This window comes from Cupriavidus sp. GW822-FHT02D05 (assembly GCF_058802485.1).
Window position 1 is genome coordinate 22275 of sequence record NZ_JBXAOE010000027.1, and the last position, 20790, is coordinate 43064.

Here is a 20790-nt window from a genome sequence, read left to right on the forward strand (position 1 = left end):
GACCGAGTCCCAAGGACGCACCATGCAAGCCCTTCACGGCCAAGGCTTCCTCCTTCGCCCCTTCCGCTATCCCGACGTGCCCCAGTTCGTGGCCGCCGTGCACGAATCACTCGAGACCGTGGGCAAATGGCTGCCGTGGTGCCACGCGGGCTATAGCGTGCGCGATGCCGAGAACTGGGTCGACCTGTGCACGCAGAGCATGGCCATCGGCGAGGCCTACGACATCGGCGTATTCGCCCCGGACGGCAGGGAGCTGTATGGCGGCGTCTCCATCAACCAGATCAACCGCGACTACAACTTCGGCAACCTCGGCTACTGGATCCGCCAGACCCGGCAGCGGCAGGGACTGGGCGCGCGCGCGGCAGAGCTGATGGCGTGCTATGCCTTTCACCGCCTCGGGCTGACGCGCCTGGAAGTGGTCGCCGCCGAGCACAACATGGTCAGCCGCGCCGTCGCGCAGAAGATCGGCGCGCAGTTCGAATGCATCGCCCGCAACCGGCTGGTGCTGCACGGCGTGCCGTGCTCGGCGGCGATGTACTCGCTGGTGCCGCCGTGGTACGGCAATGCCGGCGCGTCCAGGGACAAGGACAAGGACAAGGGCAAGGACAAGGGCAAGGATCAAGACAAGGGGGAGGTGAGATGAAAGGAGCCACTCACGCCGGCACCCGCACGCCGCCCGCGCTATTGAGCGCGAACTCATACCGCTCCGACCGTATGGAAAACAGCGTGTGCTCGCACACCGTGCCATCCGCTGTGAACGATGTGCGTTCCAGTTCCAGCAGCGGATGCGTGCGCGAGGTCTGCAGCACGGCCGCCAGGTGCTGGCCCGCCGAGCGCGCGCGGATGACGAGGTCGGCCCGGTCGACCGGCATGCCCAGCAACTGGCCGATCAAGGTGTAGGACGGATTGCGCTCGGCATCTTCCCAGCCGGGCGTGGCATCGCAGGCAATGTGGGTCTCGGCGAGCGCAATCGGCTCGCCATCGAGACGATGCAGGCGCTGCAAGGCGATGCAGTGGCCGAGCGCGGCGGGAAAGATACCGCGCAGCCGGGCCGGCACGGCGATCCGCTCCAGCGCGACCAGTTGCATCTCTGGCGCGTGTCCCTGCAGCACCAGCGAATCGTAGAAGCCGCGCAGCGTATCCAGGCCATGGCGCAGCCGCTTGTCGACCACGAAGGTGCCTTTGCCTTGCTTGCGCTCGACCAGGCCAGCATCAACCAGCCGCGTGATCGCGAGGCGCACCGTGACCCGGCTCACCCCGAAACGCTCGCCCAGCTCGGCCTCGGAAGGTAGCTTTCCAGACGGGTCGAAGCGCCGCTTCTGGATTTCTTCGCGCAACAAATCTGCGATCTGCTCGTACAGTGAAATGGCGTTCTCACGCGCAACACTCATGTAAAACCCTGTTGTATCAAAGGCTTGTGAAAAACAGCATAACAATATGCCAATGCCTTCGTTGGACATCTTGTATTAAAACGTATTATTGCCTTCCAAGGCCGGACTGACCAGTGCGGCGTCTTACGTGCGTATCGGGAAACCGCCAAGGAGCCGCAGTGAACTCTCCCCTCAACCCGTCATCGGCGCATTCGCGCGCCGGTTGGCAAGCATACCTGCACAAGCCGCCGGCCTGGTTCCGGCCGGGTCCATTGCGCAAAGCGCAGCTGGGCTTCGTGGCCGCGTGGATCGCCTTTTTCGCCATCCTGTTCGTGCTCCCGCAGCCGGAGGGCTTGCCGCCCGCAGGCCGCGCCACGCTGGCGGTGGTGGCCTGGGCGAGCCTGGTCTGGATGAGCGAGGCCGTGCCGGTCGGCGTGAGCGGCATGCTGATCCCCGCCTTGCTGGTGCTGGCGCATGCGGTGACGCCGTTCTCCAAGGCGGCCAGCGGCTTTGCCACGCCCGTGGTGTTCCTGTGCCTGGCAGCGTTCATCTTCTCGGCCATCATGCAGGCGGCCGGGCTGGACCGGCGGATCGCCTTGTTCCTGCTCGACAAGCTGAAGACGCGTACCGCCAATGGCGTGATCTGGGTGATGTTCGTGGTCAACTTCGTGCTGGGCTTTCTCGTGCCGGCGGCCAATGCGCGCGCGGCTACGTTGCTGCCGGTCGTCAACGGCATCGTGGGCCTGTTTGGCGACTCGCCGCGTGAGCGCAGCGCGAAGAAGGCCATCGTGATTCAGTCGCTGGTGTATGGCTCGATGATCAGCGGCATGTGCATTCTCACCGCGCACCTGCCCAATATGGTGATCGTCGGCCTGCTGCAGAAGAACCTCGGCCTGCACATCTCCTATCTCGACTGGTTCAAGCTGCAATGGCCGTACCTGGGCATGTTCGTGCTGACCCAGTTGTGGGTGCAGTCCTACTTCAAGTCGCGCGCGGTCCGGCTGCCTGGCGGCCAGGCGGCGATTGCCGCCGAGCGTGCCGCGTTGCCGCCGGCAGGTGTGCAATCCAAAACGATCCTGGCGGTGTTTGCCGTGGTGGCCGTGCTGTGGGCGACCGAGTCGTGGCATGGCCTGCCTTCCGAAATCGTGGCCTTGCTCGGGCTGGCCGCGCTGTTCGTGCCCGGGTTGACGGGGCTGGGCTGGAGGGACATCCAGGCCCGCACGATCTGGGGCACGTTCTTCTTGCTGGCCGGCGCGCTGAGCCTGTCCTCCGCGATTGGCGAGACCGGCCTGGCGCCGTGGGTGGCCGACTGGCTGTACCGCTTCGCGGCGGGCCATCCGTGGTGGCTGGCGTTGCTGATCGTCATGCTCGGCACGCACGTGGCGCGCCTGGCCATGCTGTCCAACGTGGCCGCCGTGACGATGATCGCGCCGATCATGCTGGCGCTAGCACCCAAGCTCGGGCTGCATCCCGCCGCGTTCACCTTGCTGGTGTGCGACAGCGACAGCTTTGCCTACATCTTGCCCACGCAGATCACCGCGGCCGTGGTGGCCTATAGCAGCGGCACCTTCACCACGGCGGACTATGCCCGCGTGGGCGTGGTGTCGGTGCTGATCGGCATTGCCTACGGCCTGCTGGTCATGGCGCCCTGGTATGCCTACCTGGGCATCCCGGTGTGGGATGCCAGCGCGCCGTGGCCATTTCATTGACATCGGAGTTCCCCCCAATGACCGACAAGACAACACTGGCCGCGCGTTACGCCGCGCTGCGCGAGCGCCTGGGCACGCATCACGCGCCCGCCGGCCTGTACGAGCAGAACAAGGCGCTGCCGTTCGCCGGCCGGGTGAGCTGCTCCGTGAGCCGGCTGGAAGCGGGCGAATGGGCCGAGATCATCCTCGACTACGAGGTCGGTGCCTCCGGCGTGGCGGATGGCGCGTGGCTCAAGGCGACGTTCAAGTTCTACTCCGACTGGGCGCTGTTCCAGACCACCGACCCGGGCGGCGCCAATTACATCAGCGCCGAGTACCAGGCCGCGCCGCTTGTGCCTGGCCAGAGCCCCGCGAGCGTGCAATCGCTCAACGTGCGCTTCGAGCAGAAGGGGCATGAGCGCCCGTTCCAGAAAGCGATCATCGTCGATGTGGTCGATGGTTACCTGAATGCCGGCGATCACATCCTGATCCGCCTTGGCGACCGGCGCCGCGGCGGGCCCGGCACGCGCGTGCAGACCTTTATCGAAGACAGCTTTCGCTTCCGGCTCTATGTGGATCCGCTAGGCACTTCGCGCTTCGTGGCGGTGCCGGGCGATGCGGTGATCGATATCCACGCCGGGCAGCCGGCGCAGGTCCTGCTGCAGGCGCCGCGCTTTGCCCGGCCGGGCACGCCGTTGCCGCTCAGGGCTTCGCTGATGGACAGATGGGGCAATATCTGCGCTGCGGCAGGCGGCTCGATACGCCTTGCCGCGTGGCAAGGCATTGAGCTTGTCCACCAGCGCGATTATCCCGTGCCCCAGGCGGGCTGGGCATCGGTGGGCATCGACGACCTGCCCGCCAGCGCCGGCACGCTGCGCCTGGAAGCTTCCCTGACGGACGCGCCCCGCGTTGCCAAGGGCTCGGCGTGGCTGACGGTCTTCGACGCAGCCGATGCGCCGCGCGCCTTCTACGCCGACTTGCATGTGCATGCGCACGACACGGTCGGCACCAATAGCCCGGCCTACAACGTGGCCTATGCGCGCGACGTGGGCGGCATCGATGTGTTCGGCTACACCGTCAACGATTTCCAGATCACCGATGCCAACTGGCAGCTTGGGCTGGAAGCCGTGGAAACCTTCAACGAGCCCGGCCGCTTTGTCGCTTACCCGGTGCAGGAGTGGTGCGGCAGCTCCACGGCCGGCGGGGATCACAACGTCGTGTTCCTCGGCGACGACGCGCCGGATTTTCCCTACAACGCCCGCGGCGAACACAATCGTACGCTGGTCTGGAACGAGGACATGAAGGGCACGGCGGCCGAGCTGGGGCGCTGGCCAGTCGAGGAGCTATGGGACGCCTATGTCGGCGCGCCCGAGCAGCACCTGATCATGCCGCACGTGGGCGGGCGGCGCTACATCCCGGACTGGCATCATCCCGAGCTCGAGCGGCTGGTGGAGATCGCTTCCAGCTGGGGGCATTTCGACTGGCTCTACCGCGATGTGATGGCGCGCGGCTACCAGCTGGGCGTGGCAGCCAGCGGCGACGAGCACCGTGGCCGCCCTGGCGGCGGCTCGCCCGGCGTGCAGGTGTTCGGCGTGCGCGGCGGGCTGACCGGCGTGCTGGCCGAGCGGCTGGACCGGCAGGCGATCGGCCGCGCACTGCGCGCGCGCCACACCTGGGCCAGCACCGGCGAGCACACGGCGCTGCTGGTGCGCTGCGGCGACTTCGTGCAGGGCGACGCATTCTCGCTGCCGGCCTCGCATCGCGGTCCGGCCCGGCTCGACTATCGCTTCCTCGGCCAGACCGGCTGGGAGTACCTGGCGGCCTATGATCACAATGGCTTGATCTGGGAGCGCAACCTGCATCGGGAGGCGGGCTTCTCCGAGCGCCTGATCCGCGTGCGCTGGGGCGGCGCGCGGATCCGCGACCGCTATCGCTGGGCCGCCTGGCAAGGCCGCATCCGCATTCTCAATGGCACGATCAACCGCTTCGGCGGGCACGGCTTCGAGCATCAGGAAGAAGCCTGCTGGCGCGAAGGCGCGACCGACATCGGTTTTCGCAGCGATACCTATGGCGATGCGGACAGCGTGGAAATCGACGTGAGCAACCTCGCTGCCGCGCGCATCGTGATCGAAGGGCACATCGACAGCTTCATCAAGGTGGGAGATCCGCTGCAGCGCAACCCCTTCGCCCATGCGCCGGATTTTCGCTGGGAGGTCAGCGGCGCCGAACTGCTCGCCAATGACGGTCTGCGGCTGGAGCTGGGCGGCACGGAACTGTTTATCGCGCTGGAGCGGCTCACCGACAAGGCATTGCCGGTGGACGTGAGCGGCGTGGTCGACGTCGAGCCGGTGAACGGGCCCCATGGCCACCGCCCAGTGTACTTCCATGGCCGGGAACGAGACGACGGCAAGGTGTGGTCGTCGGCTCAGTTCATCACCTTCGCGTGAGGCATGGCGCGCGGCGATGGCGTGACCGGCGCGCTGGCGCGCCGGTCATCGAGGTGACGGGCTAACGCTCAGGAGCCTTTGGTGATGGCGAATGCGTAGGTACGCTCATCCTGGCGCGGCACCACCTTGTACCCCTTCTTCGCCGCCCATGCGTTGATCTGGAAATACAGCGGGATCACACCGTAATCCTTGATCCCGATCTCGGTCGCGTCCTGCAGCAACTTCTCGCGCGCGCGATCGTCGATGGTGGTCAGCGCCGTGGCCAGCTTGGCATCCAGCGCCGGATTGCTATAGCGGCCGCGATTGGATGCGCCCCAGCCCTTGGCCGGATCGTAGGTGGCCAGCAGCGACTTCAGCGACGAGCCAGCCTCGCCCGTGTCCGCGCCCCAGCCGGCGAGCATGAAGGAGAACTCCAGCTTGTTGGCGCGCGTGAAGAAGGTGGCGGACGGCATGGCTTCAACCCGGGTCTGGATGCCGACGCGTGCGAGCATGGAGGCAATCGCCTGCGCGACTTGTTCGTCGTTGACGTAGCGGTTGTTGGGCGCGTGCAGCGTGAGCGCGAAGCCGTCGGGATAGCCCGCGTCCGCCAGCAGCTTCTTGGCGCCTGCGGCGTCGAAGGTGTCAGGCTTGAGGCTCGGCACATGGCCGAACAACGTGGAGTTCACGAGCTGCCCGGTGGGCTCGGCGGCGCCTTCCATCACGCGGTCGACGATGGCCTGGCGCGAGATGGCGTGCGAGATGGCGGCGCGCACGCGCGCATCCTTGAGCGGGTTCCTGGCGAGCGGCTTGCCGGCCTTGTCGGTGACGAAGGGGGTGACGTCGCGGTTGCTGTCCAGGTGCAGGTACATCATGCGGAAGGTCGGCACCTTGAACACGCTCACGCCGGGATCGGCGGAGAGCTTGCGGATATCCGAGGTGGGCACGTTCTCGATGACCTGCACGTCGCCGGCGAGCAGCGCGGCCACGCGCGGCGCGTCGTTGGTGAGGATGCGCAGCGATACGGTGTCCCACTCCGGCTTGTTGCCCCAGTAGCTGTCGTTGCGCGTCAGCTCGATGCGGTCGCCCTTGCGGAAGCTGACGAACTTGTACGGGCCGGTGCCGACCATCGCGCGGCCGCTGTTGAAGTCGTCGCCGCTGGCGTTCTCCGCGACCTTCTTCGACAGCATGTAGATGGTGGAGAGGTCATTGGGCACCAGCGGATAAGGGCCGTGGGTTGTGATGCGCACGGTCAGCTTGTCGACCGCGGTGATGTCCTTGAAGCCCTTGGTGTAGATGGTGTACGGCGACGGGCTGTTCTTGACCGTGGCGGGGCGGTTCAGCGAGTAGACCACGTCGGCCGAGGTGAACTCGCTGCCGTCGTGGAACTTCACGCCGGGGCGCAGCTTGATTTCCCAGGTGGTGTCGTCGACCGGCTTCCACGAGAGCGCCAGCGCGGGCTTGAAGCGCATCTTCTCGTCCTTGGCGATCAGGGCCTCGAACATATGCTCGGCCACGTTCGCGTTGGGCGTGACGTTGTGATAGTGCGGGTCCAGCGAGGTGATGTCCCCCGACATGCCGATGGTGAGGCTGGCAGCAACAGCGGTTGGGGAGAGTGCGGCGCAGGCGAGGCTTGTGGCAAGTGCTGCGGCGCCAAGGGCGCGGCGGATGATCGTCATCGATGGGTCCCTGGTAGGCAAGATGCTGTGCAGGCATTGTCAGGAGATGCAGACATCCATGTCAAGGCGGGCAGACCCGCAGCGCCGGATGCACCGGGGTGAGGCGGCCGCGCACAGCGAGCGTGCGGTTTTGCGCAGTGCTTGCCCTGCCGCGTGGCACAAACTTCCGATTGCCCAACTCTCAAATGTCAACTGTCAGGCCGCAAATCGGCGCAACTGTGCCTGTGCGGCCTGACAGCCCGGCTTTATATTGGAAGCCATTCTCTTTGCGCCACGCGCGCCTCCCCGCCCATGCTGAAGATCCTCGGAAAGGCCTCCTCCATCAACGTCCGCAAGGTGCTCTGGTGCTGCGACGAACTCGGCTTGCCGTTCGTGCGCGAGGACTGGGGTTCGGGCTACCGCGCCACCGATACGGCAGAATTCCTCGCGCTGAATCCGAATGCGATGGTGCCGGTGCTCGATGACGACGGCTTTGTGTTGTGGGAGTCGAATTCCATCATCCGCTACCTGGCGTCGCAATATGGCGATGGCGATGGCGCCATCTACCCGGTTGCGGCGCGCGAGCGTGCGCGGGTGGACCAATGGATGGACTGGCAGGCGACGGAGCTGAACAATGCGTGGCGCTACGCGTTCATGGCACTGGTCAGGCAATCGCCTTTGCATCAGGATGCCGCGGCGCTTGCCGCGTCCGTCGGCGACTGGTCTCGGCATATCGGCATCCTGGAGCGGCAACTGTCAGGTACCGGTGGCTATGTGGCTGGCGATCGCTTCACGCTGGCGGATATCCCGATCGGCCTGTCGGTGAACCGCTGGTACGCCACGCCACAGCCGCATCCAGACTATCCTGCGGTAGCCGCCTATTTCGAGCGGCTTGGCGGCCGGGAGGGTTTCGTGCGCCACGGCCGCAACGGCATTCCCTGACGGGTGGCTACGCGCGTGGCAGCGTGCGCTGCAGCGGCGCAGCCGTCGCGGGGGCAGCCTGCGCGGGATCGTTCTCCAGCGTCGCGACCCGCAATGGCGCGGCGCCCACCGGCAGCGCGCGCTCGATCTCGATGCCTGCGCCACGCTGCGCCACCAGTGCCTGCAAACGGGTGAATTCGCCGCACCAGAGGGTCTCGATATCACGGTCGCGGCTGGTGTCGCGTGTCTCGGAGAAGGCCACGGCGCGCACTTGCAGCCGTGCGCTGTCGCCGGCGCCACCAAGTTCCACGCCATAGCCCGGCGTGGCAGTCTTGCGCAGCGCCACCTTGCCGTGCTCTGCCCATGCGGTCGCCATGCCTTCGCGCACCTCGTAGCCAAGGCTGGCCAGGCCTCCCAGCACGGCCTCGCGGCGGGCGAGCGCGGCTTGACGCTGGAGCAGGGTTTCGAGCATTGCTTCGCCGTGCTCGCATTGCGCACCGATGGTGGCTGCGTCCGCCGCCTGGCGCGCAATGTCGATGATTTTGCGCAGGGCGAGAGCGTCCTGATCCGGGGCGCCGGATCCCAACGTGCCAAGGCTGTCCAGGCGCGCCGCCAGCGTATCCAGGCGCAGCAGGCAGGCGGCACGCACCTGGCGCTCCCGCGCTGCCGCGGCAAGATCCAGCAACAGGCTGTCCAGCAGCATGCTGTGCCGTGCCGATGCCGTCTCGGCCTGGGCGTTGGCTGCGCGCGCGGCGAAGCCGGCGGCGGCGTCGTGGTCATCCAGCGCTTCCAGCATGCCGATGTGACGATCGATCTGGCGCAGGCGCGCATCGGTGGCGCCGGGCTGGCGCGCCTGCCATTGCGACAGCGTTTCGGTGGGCTCGCCAGCCGACAGGGCGTTGGCGAGCGCGCGCTGCGCATCGCTCAGCGCGGCTTGCTCTTCCGGCGGCGCCATCAGGGTGAAGCCGCGTGCAAGCGCAGCCTGCGCTTGCGGGCCATGCAGGGTGCCGTCTTCGATGGCCTGCAGCGCCGTCAGCAAATCCGCTGGCAAAGCCCGTTGCTGACCCCGCTGCTGATCCGCGCGGCGCAATGTGGCGGCGTTCTGCATCAACTGCCGCTGCTGCTGGCGGGCCTGTCCGGCTTGCTCCGCGCAACGCTGCCGGCATGCCTCGAGATCGCCCTGCAGGAAGGCAAGCTCAGCCGCGGCGCCGCGCTGCAGCGCCTCGAACCGATCGGCTTCCAGCAGCGCCTGCAGGCCGGCGCGGCGCTCGCGCGTGGCCGCCAGCGTGGCTTGGTCGAGCTGTCCCAGGCGCTGTCCTTCGTGGCTCCAGTTGGCGATGGCGTGGTCGAGTCGCGCGAGCTGGTCGCGCCCGCGTGCGATGCGCTCTTCCCGGGTGACTACCCGGACTACCTTGGGGCCGCTCATGGCGTCGCTCCTGTCGATGCCGCTTCGGCGGCGGCATGCGTGGCGGTTTCGCCCAGCGCTTCGTCCAGCTGCACCGCCGGGCGCGTGGCGGTTTCGATCGCTGCCTTCAGGCGTGCACGCTCGCTCTCGCCATCGTGGTACCAGCCGTGCGAGGAAACGCGGTGCATACGCGCGATGGCGCGCGCCAGGACCGAAGGGCGCCAGATCTCGCGGGCACGGGCGCGGGCCAGCAGCGCGTGGCGCGGCGCATCGCATTCGATGCCCAGCGCATACAGGCCGGTGCGCGGGTCCTCGATGGCATAGTCCAGCCCGAAGGCGTCGCCTTCGCTGGCCGGCGCGAGCTCCCATCCGAGGCTGCGGACATAGCTGGCTACCGCGGCCTTGAAACCGTCCTGGGGTGCATCGTCGACTTCGCTGCCGGCGCTGCGCGCGCTTTCCGCCCGTTCGCCTTGGAGCCTGCCGAGCAGGCCTTCGCAGGCGGGGAATTCACCGGCGGACAGCGTGCGGGCATACTCAAGATAGCTTTGCAGGAAGTCTCGCGGGATGGCCGGCGCGCGGCGCGTGGACAGCATGTCGGAAATATCGGAGATGGGCATCGAGGTCACCATTACCACCTTGCGGCGTGCCCGCGTGACGGCTACATTCAGGCGGCGCTCGCCGCCCTTCTGGCCGAGCACGCCGAAGTTGCGGCGAAAGCTCCCCTGGCCATTGCGGCCAAAGGTGGTGGAGAACACGATGATGTCGCGCTCGTCGCCCTGCACGTTTTCCACGTTCTTGACGAATACCGCCATGTCCTCGCCGCCTTCGCTGCGTTCGCGTTCCTCGCGGTAGGCGGCGCGGAAATCGCCGTCGCGCGAGGCGCGTGCCTCCAGCACTTCTTCGATCAGGTCGGCCTGCTTGCGGTTGAAGGTGACCACGCCCACCGAGGGCCGCTCGGCGAACGGCGCCTGCCATAGCGTGGCGAGCAGGTCTGCCACCTTCTCGGCTTCAGCGGGGTTGGTCTGGTTCTGGTAGAGGCCGTCCACGCGGATCAGCTCCACGGGCTTGTCCTGCAGGATGCGCGTGCGCGGATGGCGCACCGGCACGCTGAGCCGGCTGCCATAGAACGCAGCGTTGGAAAAGCCGATGAGTTCTCGGTAGGCCGAGCGGTAGTGGATCTGCAGCGTGGCGCTGGGCAAGGTGGTGCGGGCCAGTTGCAGCAGGTCGGGGCAATCCTTGATCTCGCGCCGGTTCCACTCCTCGTCAAAGGCGTCCTGCACGGCCTCGTCGGCGTTTTCGTCAGGGGCCTCGCCGTCGAACAGCTCGGCCTCGTCGCTCTCGATGCGGCTGGAGAAGAAGCTGGTCGGCGGCATCTGCTTCTCATCGCCGCTGACCACAGCGACGCGGCCGCGGAACAGGGTCGGCAACGCGTACTCGATGGGCATCTGCGAGGCTTCGTCGTAGATCACGGTGTCGAAGAGCCCTGCCTTGAGCGGCAGCACGCGGCTAGCCACGTCGGGGTTCATCAGCCACACCGGGCGCAGCGCCATGAGCCCCAGCGGCGCACCCAGCTCGATGAACTCCCGTAGCCTGCGCGCGCGCCGTCCGGTGAGGCGGGTGATGTCCTCCCATTCCTTGAGCGGGCGCACGCGGCTGCGCTCGATGCCATGAACCAGCAGTGCGCGGTTGAGCCGCCGCATCTCGACGTCGGCGGCGGCCAGCGCGCTCACGCGCGCCTCGGTTTCGCCGCGTTCGAGTTGCAGCGCCGGGTGATGCAGCTCAAGTTGCCGCTTCCAGGCGAGGCGCGCCTCCCGGTTGAGCAGGCGCCGCACCTCGGCCTCGAGCGTGTCGGCCGGTATCGCTTCGAGCGCTTGCTGCTTGTCGCGCAGCGTGGCGAACACGGCCAGCGCGTCAGGGCCGAGCTGGCTGGCGCGGCTGCGGAACCGCTGATAGGCCGGCAGCGTGGGCAATGCCGCCGCAAGCGGCGCCGTCAAAGGCGCGCTGTTCTTGTTGCCGCCAATTGCTTCATCACAGGCGGCAATCCAATCCGGCTCGCACCAGCCGGCCAGGCGTTGCAGCGCGGCGTGGCTGAGGCGGCGTGCTTCGCAGCGCGCGAAAGCCGCGTCGAATCCGGCCAGCAAGGCGACCACCGTCTCGCGCCGTCCGCTGGCGAGCGCGGCTTCGACCTGCTCGGCGCGAGGGGCTTGCGCGAGGCGATCGCACATTGCCGCTGCATCGTGCAGGCGGGCCTGCGCGTCGGCGCATAGCGCAGGGAGTGCCGGGCCGGCGTCGGTGGCGGGCGCGGGTAGCGAGAGGTGTTGCAGGATGTCGCGCAGGGCCTGGCGTGGCGCGCGCCATTGCTGTTCCAGCCGCGCTGCCATGGCCAGCGCCGTCAGCCGGCTGGAATCCGTCCCGGCCGCGGCATTGCCGCTGCAGCGTTGCAGCAAGGCCAGTTGCTTGCGCTGGCGCAGCCAGCGCGCCGGGCTAAGGCGGCCAAGCAGGCCGGCGGGCGTCGCCAGTTGCTCGGCGCGTGCGACCGCTGCGGCGAGTTCGCCTGCGTCGAGTGCGGCCAGCGCGGGCGACAGCACGGCATCATGCGCGTCCTGCGGGCAGTCGGCGAGCTGCTGTTGCACCTGCGCGAGCTGCGCCAGCAGTGCGGCGCCGCGCGTGGTCGCGCCAGAGGCCGTGCTGGCTGGCGCTGCGCCCAGCGCACGGAACAGTGGCAGCCAGCGTGCCAGGTCGGCGCGGCGCCCGTCGTCGAGCGCGAGCAACGCGTCGCCGTGGCTGGCGAGCCATGCGCGATGCGGGCCGGGATCTTCGACTTCGAATGCCGCGGGACGGTGCGCGAGCACATCGGCGCGCGCTTGTTCAGTTTGCACCAGGCGCTCGAAGTTCTCGCTGAAATCGGCGAGCGTGGCGCTGTCGGTGGCGAAGGGGCGCAGGCGCGCCAGCGGGCTGCCTTCGAAACGCGCGGGCAGCCAGTGCCGGGCCAGCGGTGCGCAGGCTTCTTCCAGCGCTGCAAGGCTGGCGGTGTCGAGCGGCTCCAGCCTGGCGCGCAGCGCCGGCACGTCCAGCGGTGGCCCGCCTTGTTCCAGCGCCACCAGTTCGCCCAGCAAGGCGCGGTAGCTCAGGCCAATGCGCGCATCGACCTGGTGCAGTGCTTGCTGGTGGCGGTCCAGTTCTCCCTCCAGCGCTTCGATGCGCGCGGCGACGCGCTCGCGTTGCGCGCGCCATGCGGGCGGACCGGCGTCAGGCGTCTTCAACAGCGCCTCGAGCTGCTCGCGCACGCCACGGATCACCGGCTCGCGGTCGCGGTTCACGTCGCTCAACATGACGATGCGCTGCTCCAGTCCTTCGGCAACCAGCCGCTTTCGCACCACGTCGAGCGCGGCCTGCTTCTGGCACACGATCAGCAGGCTGCGCTGGCGGCCGAGCGCATCGGCCACCATATTGACGATGGTCTGGCTCTTGCCGGTTCCGGGCGGGCCTTCGACCAGCAGGCCCGGCGCCCGCCGCGCCTGCAACACTGCCGCTTCCTGCGAGGGATCGCTCGCCACGGTGAAGTAGCGCTCGCGCTCTGGCGGCTGCGTGGCGTCGGTGGCGTCGGCCGCTTCGGTTGCAGCGTCGGCATCCGGCGCGGCAGCATGGCCCGCGCCCAGCCGCAACGCGGTCTCCAGCCCCGTGCCGCCGCCAGGCAGGGTCTTGAGCTGCCGCAGGTCCTCGCCGACCGCTTGGCCCATGAAGGTGACATGGAACAGCACTGCCGCGCACGACAGGGCGTCCTGATAAGGCTGCACCTGCGTGTCGAGTCCGGGCAGGCGCCCCAGCACACGCTCGCTCGCGCTGGCCAGCGTGCCGAAGGCGTCCATCACCTCGCCGGCCTTGAGCGCGGAGCGCCCCAGCAGCTCGTCGGCGGCGTCGCGCCAGCGGCGGCTGGCCTCCATGCCCAGCAGCGCTTCCAGCGCCGGGTTCAGGCGCACCTCTTCGCGCTCGCCGTCGAAGGCCAGCGCTGCCTGGCCCCGGCTGCCGACTTCCAGCAGCAGCTTGACCGGCCACAACAGCACTGGCGCGATGCGGGTCTTGGTGTTGCCGCGCGCGTCGCGCGTGAGTAGGAACGGAAAGCCGAGGTAGAGGCCGTCGATGCCGGTATCGCGACGGTAGAGCGTGCTGTGCCGGTACAGGCTCTGCAGGCGCAGCTCCAGCTCGGGGCGCTCGCCGAAGAGGGCGGGGTCCAGCGAGATCGGCTGCGCATTGCGCTGGAGCAAGTGGTCGAGCAACGCGCCGGCGGGACGGCGCGCGCTGTCGAGCTCGCGCAGGTCGATGCGCGCGGTAGTCTTGCCGATGCTCATGCGCACCAGCGGCCCGCGCAGCACGGCGGTGGCCACCTTCTTCTGGAAGAAGTCGAGGATGTCGGCCACGTATTGCTGCTTTTGCGGCGCGAGCCATTGCTCTGGCGGCACCGCCAGCAGCACCAGCGCCTGCGCCAGCGGCAGCCGCCGCTCCAGGCGGAACTGCGCGGCCCAGCCATCGACCGCGGCCACGCTGCTGCGCGCGAAGCCTTCCAGGCGCGCGTCCACCGCCTGCCAGATCACCTGCCGGCCCTGTTCGAGCCAGGCGCGCGCGGTGTTGTCGCTGAACGCGAGCACGTCCTCGCGCCGGGCCAGCGCCGCGGCTTGCTCGACGATCGCATCGATCGAGCGGAACTGGCCGGGCGCGGCGGACAGCAGCACGATCAGGTCTTCCTCGCCAATCAGCCGGCGCTCGGCCAGCGACAGCACGCCGGCATGGCTGCTGTCCGGTAGCAGTCGCCGGCGCGCCTCCCACAGCGCGGCGAGACGCGCGCGCGAGCTCGACAACAAGTGGATGCGCAGGCTGTCCTCGTCAAGCTCGATCTCCAGGCTGCGCGCGCGCTGGCGCACCTGGGCCGCGCGGATCTTGAGGCGGACCAGCCAGTGCTCGTTGTCGAAGCGGGACAGCAGGTCGGGCGCCAGGCCTGCGAGCAGCGCGTAGCCCTGCTGTGGATGCTGCAGCAGCCAGCCCGGCGTGACAATGTCGCCGCGCAGGATCAGCGGCATTTCCGGGTTGAGCAGCTTGAGGGCGAGCATCAGGCGGAAATCGTCTTCCAGGCCCTCGTTGCGCGCCACTTCGCGCAGGCCGGACAGGCGCTGCGCGGGCAGCGCGGCATCCTGCGCCCAGGTCACGATGACGCCGCGCCGCAGGTGGTCGCCGGCCTGGTCCCAGTTGCCGGCTTCCGCGGCGGCGAGTGCAAGCTGCGCCGGGCTGCGGTAGCGCCGGCCGCCCAGTTCGATGGCGCTGGCGGCGCTGCTGTCGTGCTCGGTGGCCTGCTCGCTGCTGTCGGCGGGGGTATCGACTGCCTCGCCATGCAGCCATGCCTGCACCTGCGGCCATTGCCAGCGCTGATTGCGGTCTCGCGCCAGCAGGCCGCGCAGCAGCAGGCGCAATTCGGGATCGAGGTCATCGGGCAGCGCCACACCGTTGGCCAGCACGTGGATCAGGAAGGCCTGCGGATGGATGTCCGCGAAGCAGGCGCCGCCGGTGACCTGCTCCAGCAGGATCATGCCCAGGCTCCACCAGTCGGAGGCGGCCGCGACGCCGCCGGCGATGGCTTCGGGCGCCATATAGCGCGAGGTCTCCAGCGGCGAGACGATGTCGAGGTCGAAGTCCGACAGCCGCGCCGAGCCGAAGCCGCTGACCACCAGGTCGAGCGGCTCGCGCTGGCGCACCAGCAGCGTGCCGGGGCGCAGGTCGCGGTGGCGCAGCCCGGCTTCCGAGAACACATGCAGCGCCTCGCCAAGCTCGCGCACGATATGGCGAATCCGCTCGAGGTCGCCGGCGACGATGCCAAGGTCGGCCAGCGTGCCGCCGCTGAGTTCCTCGGCCACTTCATAGGCACGCTCCTGCCAGCGCCCGGTGGCAAGGATCTCTGGCACGTGAGCGCGCGGCAGGCGTTGCAGCAGCGCGTAGACGGCCGGGTCGGGCTCGGCGCCGGCGCGGTAGAGCGTCAGCACGGCGTGGCGTTGCGTATCGACCTGCTGCGCGGCATATCGCTCGCGTACGCCGTCGGTGCTGGCGATGCGGTGCAGCAGGCGCCAGCCGGCGATGACGTTGGCTTCGGCGTTGGCTTCGGCGTTGGCGTTCAGCACATCGCCTGCCGGATCGGCTCCGCATTGCAGGCAGATCAGGTCGTCGGCGGCCATCGGGTGGCCATTGAGGCAGTGGCCTGGCACCACGCCGGACGCCTGCTGCGCGGCGGCAGGCGTAGCGGTGGTTGCCGTTGCCGCGGGGCGCCAGCCCGGCGCATGGATCGCTTCGCCAGACAGGTCCCAGCCGCAGGGCGCGTGGCCGAACAAGCCTTCACAGAAGATCTCCGCCAGTGAACGTTCGGTCTGGCAGTTGGGGCAAAAACGCATCATGGCTGGGAGTATCCGTTGGGTTCGGGCCGCCTGGCGGCGCGGTCCTCGGTGATGGTGATGGTGTGGCCCTGGGCCTGCAGCAGCGCGCGCAGCCGCCCGAGGTCGCCGCGCCGGGGGATGCCGGCCAGCCACACGGTACCGTCGTCGTCGAACATCAGGTCGAGCGCGCGATCGTGTGCGGCCAGCGGGCGCTCGAAGGCGCCGAAGCGCGCGCGGCCAAGCGGGGTGAGCAGGTGCAGGCGCTGGTTGTCGCTGCCGCGCAGCGCCAGCGTCTGCGGCGCGCGCAGCGCGAACGGGTCGGATATCAGCGCGTCGATCAGGCCGTCGGCGCGCGCCAGCACGGGTGCCAGCGCCTCGATGGGATGGCCGCTGTAGACCAGGATGTCGAGCGGGCAGGCCGCGCGCAGCGCATGCAGCAGCGCCATCAGGCCCTCCGGCTGCTCGAACGGCTCGCCGCCCGAGATGGTGACGCCCTCGGCCTGTGCCAGCCAGGGTGCCAGCGTCGCCATCAACGTTGTCACGCTCACGCTGCGCCCGCTACCGGCCTGCCAGGTGTCTGCCGAGATGCAGCCGGGGCAGCGGATCGAGCAGCCTTGCAGCCAGATGCCGACGCGCTGCCCTGGGCCGAGCGTCGTGACGGGGAAATGCAAGCGCGACAAATCCAGCGCTGCCTCGGCGCCGCTCACAGGCGTTGCAGGCTGAGCTGCGTGAAGGCGCCGGTTGTCAGGCCGGCGATCTCGAAGCGCTCGCCCGGCTGCGCGTCCTGGTCGAACAGCGCGCGCGCCAGCGGGTTTAGCAGGTGGGCTTCGACCTGGTTGCGGATGCCGCGCCCGCCGTTGGTGAGATCGGCCAGGCAGCGCTCGCGCAGCGCTTGCAATGCACCGGCGGCCAGCCTCAGGTGCAGGTCCTGGCGCGCCAGGTCGGCCAGCACGTTGTCCACCATCTGCGTGAAGATCTGCGCGGCGATATCGGCGCGGATGAAATCGAACACGATCACGTTCTCGCCGATGCGGTTGAGGATCTCCGGGCGATTCAGCTCCAGCTTGAAGTAGCGCTCGATCTCGCTGCGCACCTTGGCCTGTACCGCCTCGAAGGGCTCGGCCGGGTTGACGTTGGCCACCCGCTGGCCATCTGCGCCGGTGCGGTAGATGCCCAGGTTGGAGGTGAACACGATCAGCGCCTCGGAGAAATACACGCGGTCGCCGCGCCCCGAGGTCAGCACGCCGTCGTCCAGGATCTGCAGGAACTTGTCGAGGATGCGCGGATGGGCCTTCTCGATCTCGTCGAACAGCACCACCGCAAAGGGCTTTTCGCGGATCGCGTTGGTCAGCTCGCCGCCCACGTCATAGCCGACGTAGCCGGGCGGCGCGCCGATCAGGCGCTGGTCGGCGTGCTCGGCGCTGAACTCGGACATGTCGAAGCGGATGTAGGCGCTCTCGTCGCCGAACAGCAGGCTGGTGATGGTCTTGGCCAGCTCGGTCTTGCCCACGCCGGTGGGCCCGGCCAGGAAGGCCACGCCGCGCGGCCGTCCGCCGCGCCGCCCGCCGCCCACGCCGGTCATGGCGCGCTTGACGATATCGAGCATGTGCGTGGCCGCGTGGCCCTGGCCCTTGACCCGGCGGCTAATGAATTCGCTCGCGCCGCGGATGCGGTTGCGATCGATCTTCAGCCAGGGGTCCTCGGTGACGCCCACCTTGTAGCGGCGCACCGCGTCGGCCACCTGGGCCAGCGGCACGCCTTCTACGCGCGCCAGTTGCGCGATGGCGTTCAGATCGAGCAGCAGCATGCCCTCGGTGTCATCGACGAAAGCCTGCTGCGCCTGCTGGATGGCCTGCGCATCGGCGTCCTGCGCGCCCGCCAGGCCGCGCAGCAGCGCCGGTGCCAGCGCGCGGCGGGCGTGGTGATCGGGCTTGGCCACTGGGATATGGCGCAGGCGCGGGTTGCCCACCAGCAGCCAGTCGGGGAGGTCGCCTTCCTTGTCGACCACCCACAGGATGCTGTTGAAGAAGGGCTTGCGCGCCGTGCCGGCCGGGCGCGAGCGGACCTGGTGCGACAGCACCAGCGCGCGGGTGAACAACTGGTGTTCGGCGGGGCTGGGGTTGTCTGCGCGCGTGAGCAGCCGCGAAGCGAAATCCACAATCAGCGCCAGCGGCTCGCCGGGGTGCGCGGCGAAGCGCTCCAGCGTGGCGCCGAGCAGGTCGATGCCGGCATTGGCGCGGCCTTCGCTCACGGTCAGGCCGAATTGCTGCAGGATGGCCTCGGCCGGTTTGCTGTCTTCGCCGGGCGCGCACAGCGCCTGGAAGCCTGCTATCGGGTCGTAGAGAAAAACATGGGCGTAGCCCGCTTCGCGCAGGGCGCCATGCATGGCTAACGCGAAGGACTGCGGCGCGATGACGCCGGGCGCCACCTCGCAGGCCTGCAGGTCGCGTACGCTGCCCGACAGCACGAATTGGCTCTTGAGCGGCAGGAAGCGCAGCAGGTCGCGCAGCCAGCGCGGGCGGGTGAAGGCGGGGGCAGCGGCGGCTGCAGCCGCTGAAGCGTTTGCGGGTTCGGTACCGGACATGGGCGGGCTCGGGAAGATCCAGGAGCGCGCGGCCGTGTGCCGCGCGCGCACCATGCGGATTCTATCCCCCGTGCGCCATCATGCCGGCACCGATACCAGATTGTTACCACGCGGGGCGGGCAAGACCCGCCGCCGCGGTGCTGCTTAGAACGTTGTGCGCACGCCCAGCTTGACGCTGCGCCCTGCCAGCGGCGCAATGTCGCGCAGGATCGAGGTGGCGCTGCGGGCGTCCTGGTTGGTCAGGTTGTCGCCGCGCAGGTAGACCAGCGTCTGGGTGCCCGCCATCTTGAACTTGTACGTGATGGACACGCCCAGCAAGGTGTACGCATCGGTGGGCGTGTCGTTGGACGGCACGCGCGTCTGGCGGGCGGCGTAGGTCACGTCCGCGCGCGCGCCCCACGGGCCGGCGCCGTATACCACCGCGCCGCCCAGGCGCAGCGGGGACAGGCGCGGCAGCGGCTGGCCGGTGTTGCGGTTCTCGCCGTGCACGTAGTCCGCGCGGGCCTCCAGGTCCAGCGTGTCGCTGCCGGTCAGCAGCTTCTGCGCGACGCGCGCCTTGCCTTCGGCCTCGAAGCCGTACAGCGTGGCGGGCACGCCCATGTATTGCATCACGGGCAATGCGCCGGCGCTGCCGGGCGCGACGAAATCGCCTTCCGCGTCGCGCGCGCTCCCGGTGTTGGTGAGCGCCAGGTAGTTCGCGAAGCGGCTGTAGTAGCCCGACAGGCCGGCGCTGTGCGGGCCCGACTTGAAGCGCACGCCCAGGTCCAGCGAGGTGGCGCGTTCCTTGTTGGCGTTGGGGTCGCCTTGCTCCCACGAACCGGTAGCCACGTGGGGGCCATTGGCGTACAGCTCGTAGAAGGTCGGGGCGCGCTCCGTGTAGGCCAGGTTGGTGGTCAGCGACCAGGCCGGCGCCAGCTTGTAGAGCAGGCCGGCCGAGGCGCTGCCGGCGTTGAAGCTGCGGCTGGCGTCGGAGAAGCGGTCGTTGCCGTTGGCCTGCGCCTTGACGCTGGTGTGGTCCATGCGGCCGCCCAGGTTGAGCTTGAGGTCGCCGCTGGCGGTCAGCGGCATTTCCTCGAAGATGAACAGCGCGGCGTTGTCGGTGTCGGTGCTCGGCACGAAGGCCTCCTCGCCAAGCGCCGAGAAGCGGGTCGAGCCGAACTGGGTGCCGATCACGCCAGTCATGTTGCCGATGCGCGCGTGCTTGGCCTCGAAGCGTGCGTCCCAGCCGTTGTTCTTGAAGATGGTGCCGGTCTGCCCCGCGTCGATTTCCTTGTGCTCGTAGTCGGTGTAGCTGAACTTGCCTTTGACCGACTCGATGAAGCCGCCGGTGTTGCCGGCCAGGTTGCGCGCCTCGCCTTCGAGCGCGAAGCGTTGCTGGCGCATCTGCAGCCGCACCGTGTCTTCGGCGGGTGTGCCGTATTCGTTGTGGTACTCGCTGTAGTTGGCGCCGACGAAGCCGTCGGCCCAGGTGTAGGCGCCGCCCAGCGAGCCGCCCGACTGCTGCGCGTTGCTGTTGGGCAGGCGGCCGTAGGCCTCGCTTTCGCCCTCCGGCAGCGGCTGGCTGTTGCGCACGCTGGCGCTGCGCGCGTAGCCGGGGATGCGCAGGTTGCTGGTCTTGCGGGCGAAGGCGTCGGCATGGATGGCGATCTGGCCATTGCCGGCCTCGAGCAGGCCGCTGGCGTTGCGCGCGCTGTCGCCGCCGGCGGTGGCGCTGGCGTCCACCGCGCCGCCGATGCCCTGGATTGGCTCCTTCGGGATGCGGTTGTCGATCACGTTGACCACGCCGCCGATGGCGTTGCCACCGTACATCAGCGCGGCGGGGCCGCGCACCACTTCAATGCGCTCTGCCACCAGCGGATCAATTGGCACGGCGTGGTCGTTGGACAGGGTGGAGGCGTCGACCGTGGTGCCGCCGTTCTGCAGCACCTTGATGCGGTCGCCGTCCAGGCCTCGGATGATCGGGCGGCTGGCGTTCGGGCCGAAGTAGCTGGAGGACACACCCGGCAGCTTGTCCAGGGTGTCGCCCAGCGTGCTGCCCTGGCGCACGGCAAGGGCATCGCCGCTGAGGGTGGAGACCGGCGCCACCAGGTCGGTGAGCTCGCTGCCCAGCGGGTTGGCTGTGATGACCACCTCGCGCAGCGTGGTCGGGGCGGAGGGTGCTGCCGGCGCGGCTGCTGCCGCAGCCGTCGATGCAGCCGGGGCGCTTTGCGCGAACACGCCTGTGGAAACGGAGGCGGAGGCGATCAGGGCCGCCACGGCGGCGAGCGGCGTGCGCCGCAGGATATGGGTTTGTTGGAGGCGGAAAGACATGGCTCGCATTGTTCTTGG

Annotated in this window: 11 protein-coding genes; 4 read left to right on the forward strand and 7 right to left on the reverse strand. The window is 68.8% G+C overall.

What is annotated here, in order from left to right:
* Nucleotides 1-22: 22 nt before the first annotated feature.
* Complete coding sequence (locus AC1RQK_RS29675; protein WP_492812852.1) at nucleotides 23-643, forward strand: GNAT family N-acetyltransferase; 621 nt, start codon at nucleotides 23-25, stop codon at nucleotides 641-643.
* Nucleotides 644-653: 10 nt separating this feature from the next.
* Here the strand turns inward: AC1RQK_RS29675 and AC1RQK_RS29680 are convergent, their stop codons facing one another.
* The gene (locus AC1RQK_RS29680) at nucleotides 654-1391 is read right to left on the reverse strand and encodes a GntR family transcriptional regulator (RefSeq protein ID WP_492374287.1); all 738 of its coding nucleotides are present in this window, start codon (nucleotides 1389-1391) and stop codon (nucleotides 654-656) included.
* 158 nt (nucleotides 1392-1549) lie between these two features.
* On the opposite strand from AC1RQK_RS29680, the gene AC1RQK_RS29685 reads away from it, so the two are divergent.
* Both AC1RQK_RS29685 and AC1RQK_RS29690 read left to right on the forward strand, forming a co-directional pair.
* Nucleotides 1550-3079 carry an SLC13 family permease gene (locus AC1RQK_RS29685; protein WP_492374288.1) on the forward strand — a complete coding sequence of 510 codons (1530 nt, stop codon included), beginning with the start codon at nucleotides 1550-1552 and terminating at the stop codon, nucleotides 3077-3079.
* Nucleotides 3080-3096: 17 nt separating this feature from the next.
* On the forward strand, nucleotides 3097-5505 hold the full coding sequence (locus tag AC1RQK_RS29690) for a hypothetical protein (RefSeq protein WP_492812855.1): 2409 nt from the start codon (nucleotides 3097-3099) through the stop codon (nucleotides 5503-5505).
* A gap of 68 nt (nucleotides 5506-5573) precedes the next feature.
* Here the strand turns inward: AC1RQK_RS29690 and AC1RQK_RS29695 are convergent, their stop codons facing one another.
* Nucleotides 5574-7160: an ABC transporter substrate-binding protein gene (locus AC1RQK_RS29695; RefSeq protein ID WP_492374290.1), complete on the reverse strand. Its 1587-nt coding sequence runs from the start codon at nucleotides 7158-7160 to the stop codon at nucleotides 5574-5576.
* Nucleotides 7161-7451: 291 nt separating this feature from the next.
* Here AC1RQK_RS29695 and AC1RQK_RS29700 point away from each other — a divergent pair, with 291 nt between their 5' ends.
* Nucleotides 7452-8081, forward strand: coding sequence for a glutathione S-transferase family protein (locus AC1RQK_RS29700; RefSeq protein WP_492374291.1), 630 nt, complete (start codon nucleotides 7452-7454; stop codon nucleotides 8079-8081).
* A 7-nt stretch (nucleotides 8082-8088) separates the two neighbouring features.
* Here AC1RQK_RS29700 and AC1RQK_RS29705 read toward each other — a convergent pair whose 3' ends face one another.
* The 5 genes from AC1RQK_RS29705 to AC1RQK_RS29725 all read right to left on the reverse strand — a co-directional run bounded on the left by AC1RQK_RS29705 (nucleotide 8089) and on the right by AC1RQK_RS29725 (nucleotide 20772).
* Nucleotides 8089-9486, reverse strand: a complete 1398-nt coding sequence (locus AC1RQK_RS29705; RefSeq protein ID WP_492374292.1) for a hypothetical protein — start codon at nucleotides 9484-9486, stop codon at nucleotides 8089-8091.
* Nucleotides 9483-15899, reverse strand: a complete 6417-nt coding sequence (locus AC1RQK_RS29710) for an AAA domain-containing protein (protein WP_492812857.1) — start codon at nucleotides 15897-15899, stop codon at nucleotides 9483-9485. Before AC1RQK_RS29710 ends, AC1RQK_RS29705 begins: the two co-directional genes overlap by 4 nt.
* Nucleotides 15896-16585, reverse strand: coding sequence for a 4Fe-4S single cluster domain-containing protein (locus tag AC1RQK_RS29715; RefSeq protein ID WP_492374294.1), 690 nt, complete (start codon nucleotides 16583-16585; stop codon nucleotides 15896-15898). Before AC1RQK_RS29715 ends, AC1RQK_RS29710 begins: the two co-directional genes overlap by 4 nt.
* Entirely contained in the window at nucleotides 16582-18462 is a 1881-nt protein-coding gene (locus AC1RQK_RS29720; protein ID WP_492374295.1) for an AAA family ATPase, read from the reverse strand. Before AC1RQK_RS29720 ends, AC1RQK_RS29715 begins: the two co-directional genes overlap by 4 nt.
* A gap of 144 nt (nucleotides 18463-18606) precedes the next feature.
* A complete protein-coding gene (locus AC1RQK_RS29725; RefSeq protein WP_492812860.1) occupies nucleotides 18607-20772 on the reverse strand; it encodes a TonB-dependent receptor in 2166 nt (721 codons plus the stop codon).
* Nucleotides 20773-20790 lie beyond the last annotated feature (18 nt).

Excerpts from the sequence above, each read along its gene's own strand:
- AC1RQK_RS29675 (WP_492812852.1), top strand. The coding sequence starts at position 23 with ATGCAAGCCCTTCACGGCCAAGGCTTCCTCCTTCGCCCCTTCCGCTAT.
- AC1RQK_RS29680 (WP_492374287.1), bottom strand. The coding sequence starts at position 1,391 with ATGAGTGTTGCGCGTGAGAACGCCATTTCACTGTACGAGCAGATCGCA.
- AC1RQK_RS29695 (WP_492374290.1), bottom strand. The coding sequence starts at position 7,160 with ATGACGATCATCCGCCGCGCCCTTGGCGCCGCAGCACTTGCCACAAGC.
- AC1RQK_RS29705 (WP_492374292.1), bottom strand. The coding sequence starts at position 9,486 with ATGAGCGGCCCCAAGGTAGTCCGGGTAGTCACCCGGGAAGAGCGCATC.
- AC1RQK_RS29710 (WP_492812857.1), bottom strand. The coding sequence starts at position 15,899 with ATGATGCGTTTTTGCCCCAACTGCCAGACCGAACGTTCACTGGCGGAG.
- AC1RQK_RS29725 (WP_492812860.1), bottom strand. The coding sequence starts at position 20,772 with ATGTCTTTCCGCCTCCAACAAACCCATATCCTGCGGCGCACGCCGCTC.
- AC1RQK_RS29690 (WP_492812855.1), top strand. The coding sequence starts at position 3,097 with ATGACCGACAAGACAACACTGGCCGCGCGTTACGCCGCGCTGCGCGAG.
- AC1RQK_RS29700 (WP_492374291.1), top strand. The coding sequence starts at position 7,452 with ATGCTGAAGATCCTCGGAAAGGCCTCCTCCATCAACGTCCGCAAGGTG.
- AC1RQK_RS29720 (WP_492374295.1), bottom strand. The coding sequence starts at position 18,462 with ATGTCCGGTACCGAACCCGCAAACGCTTCAGCGGCTGCAGCCGCCGCT.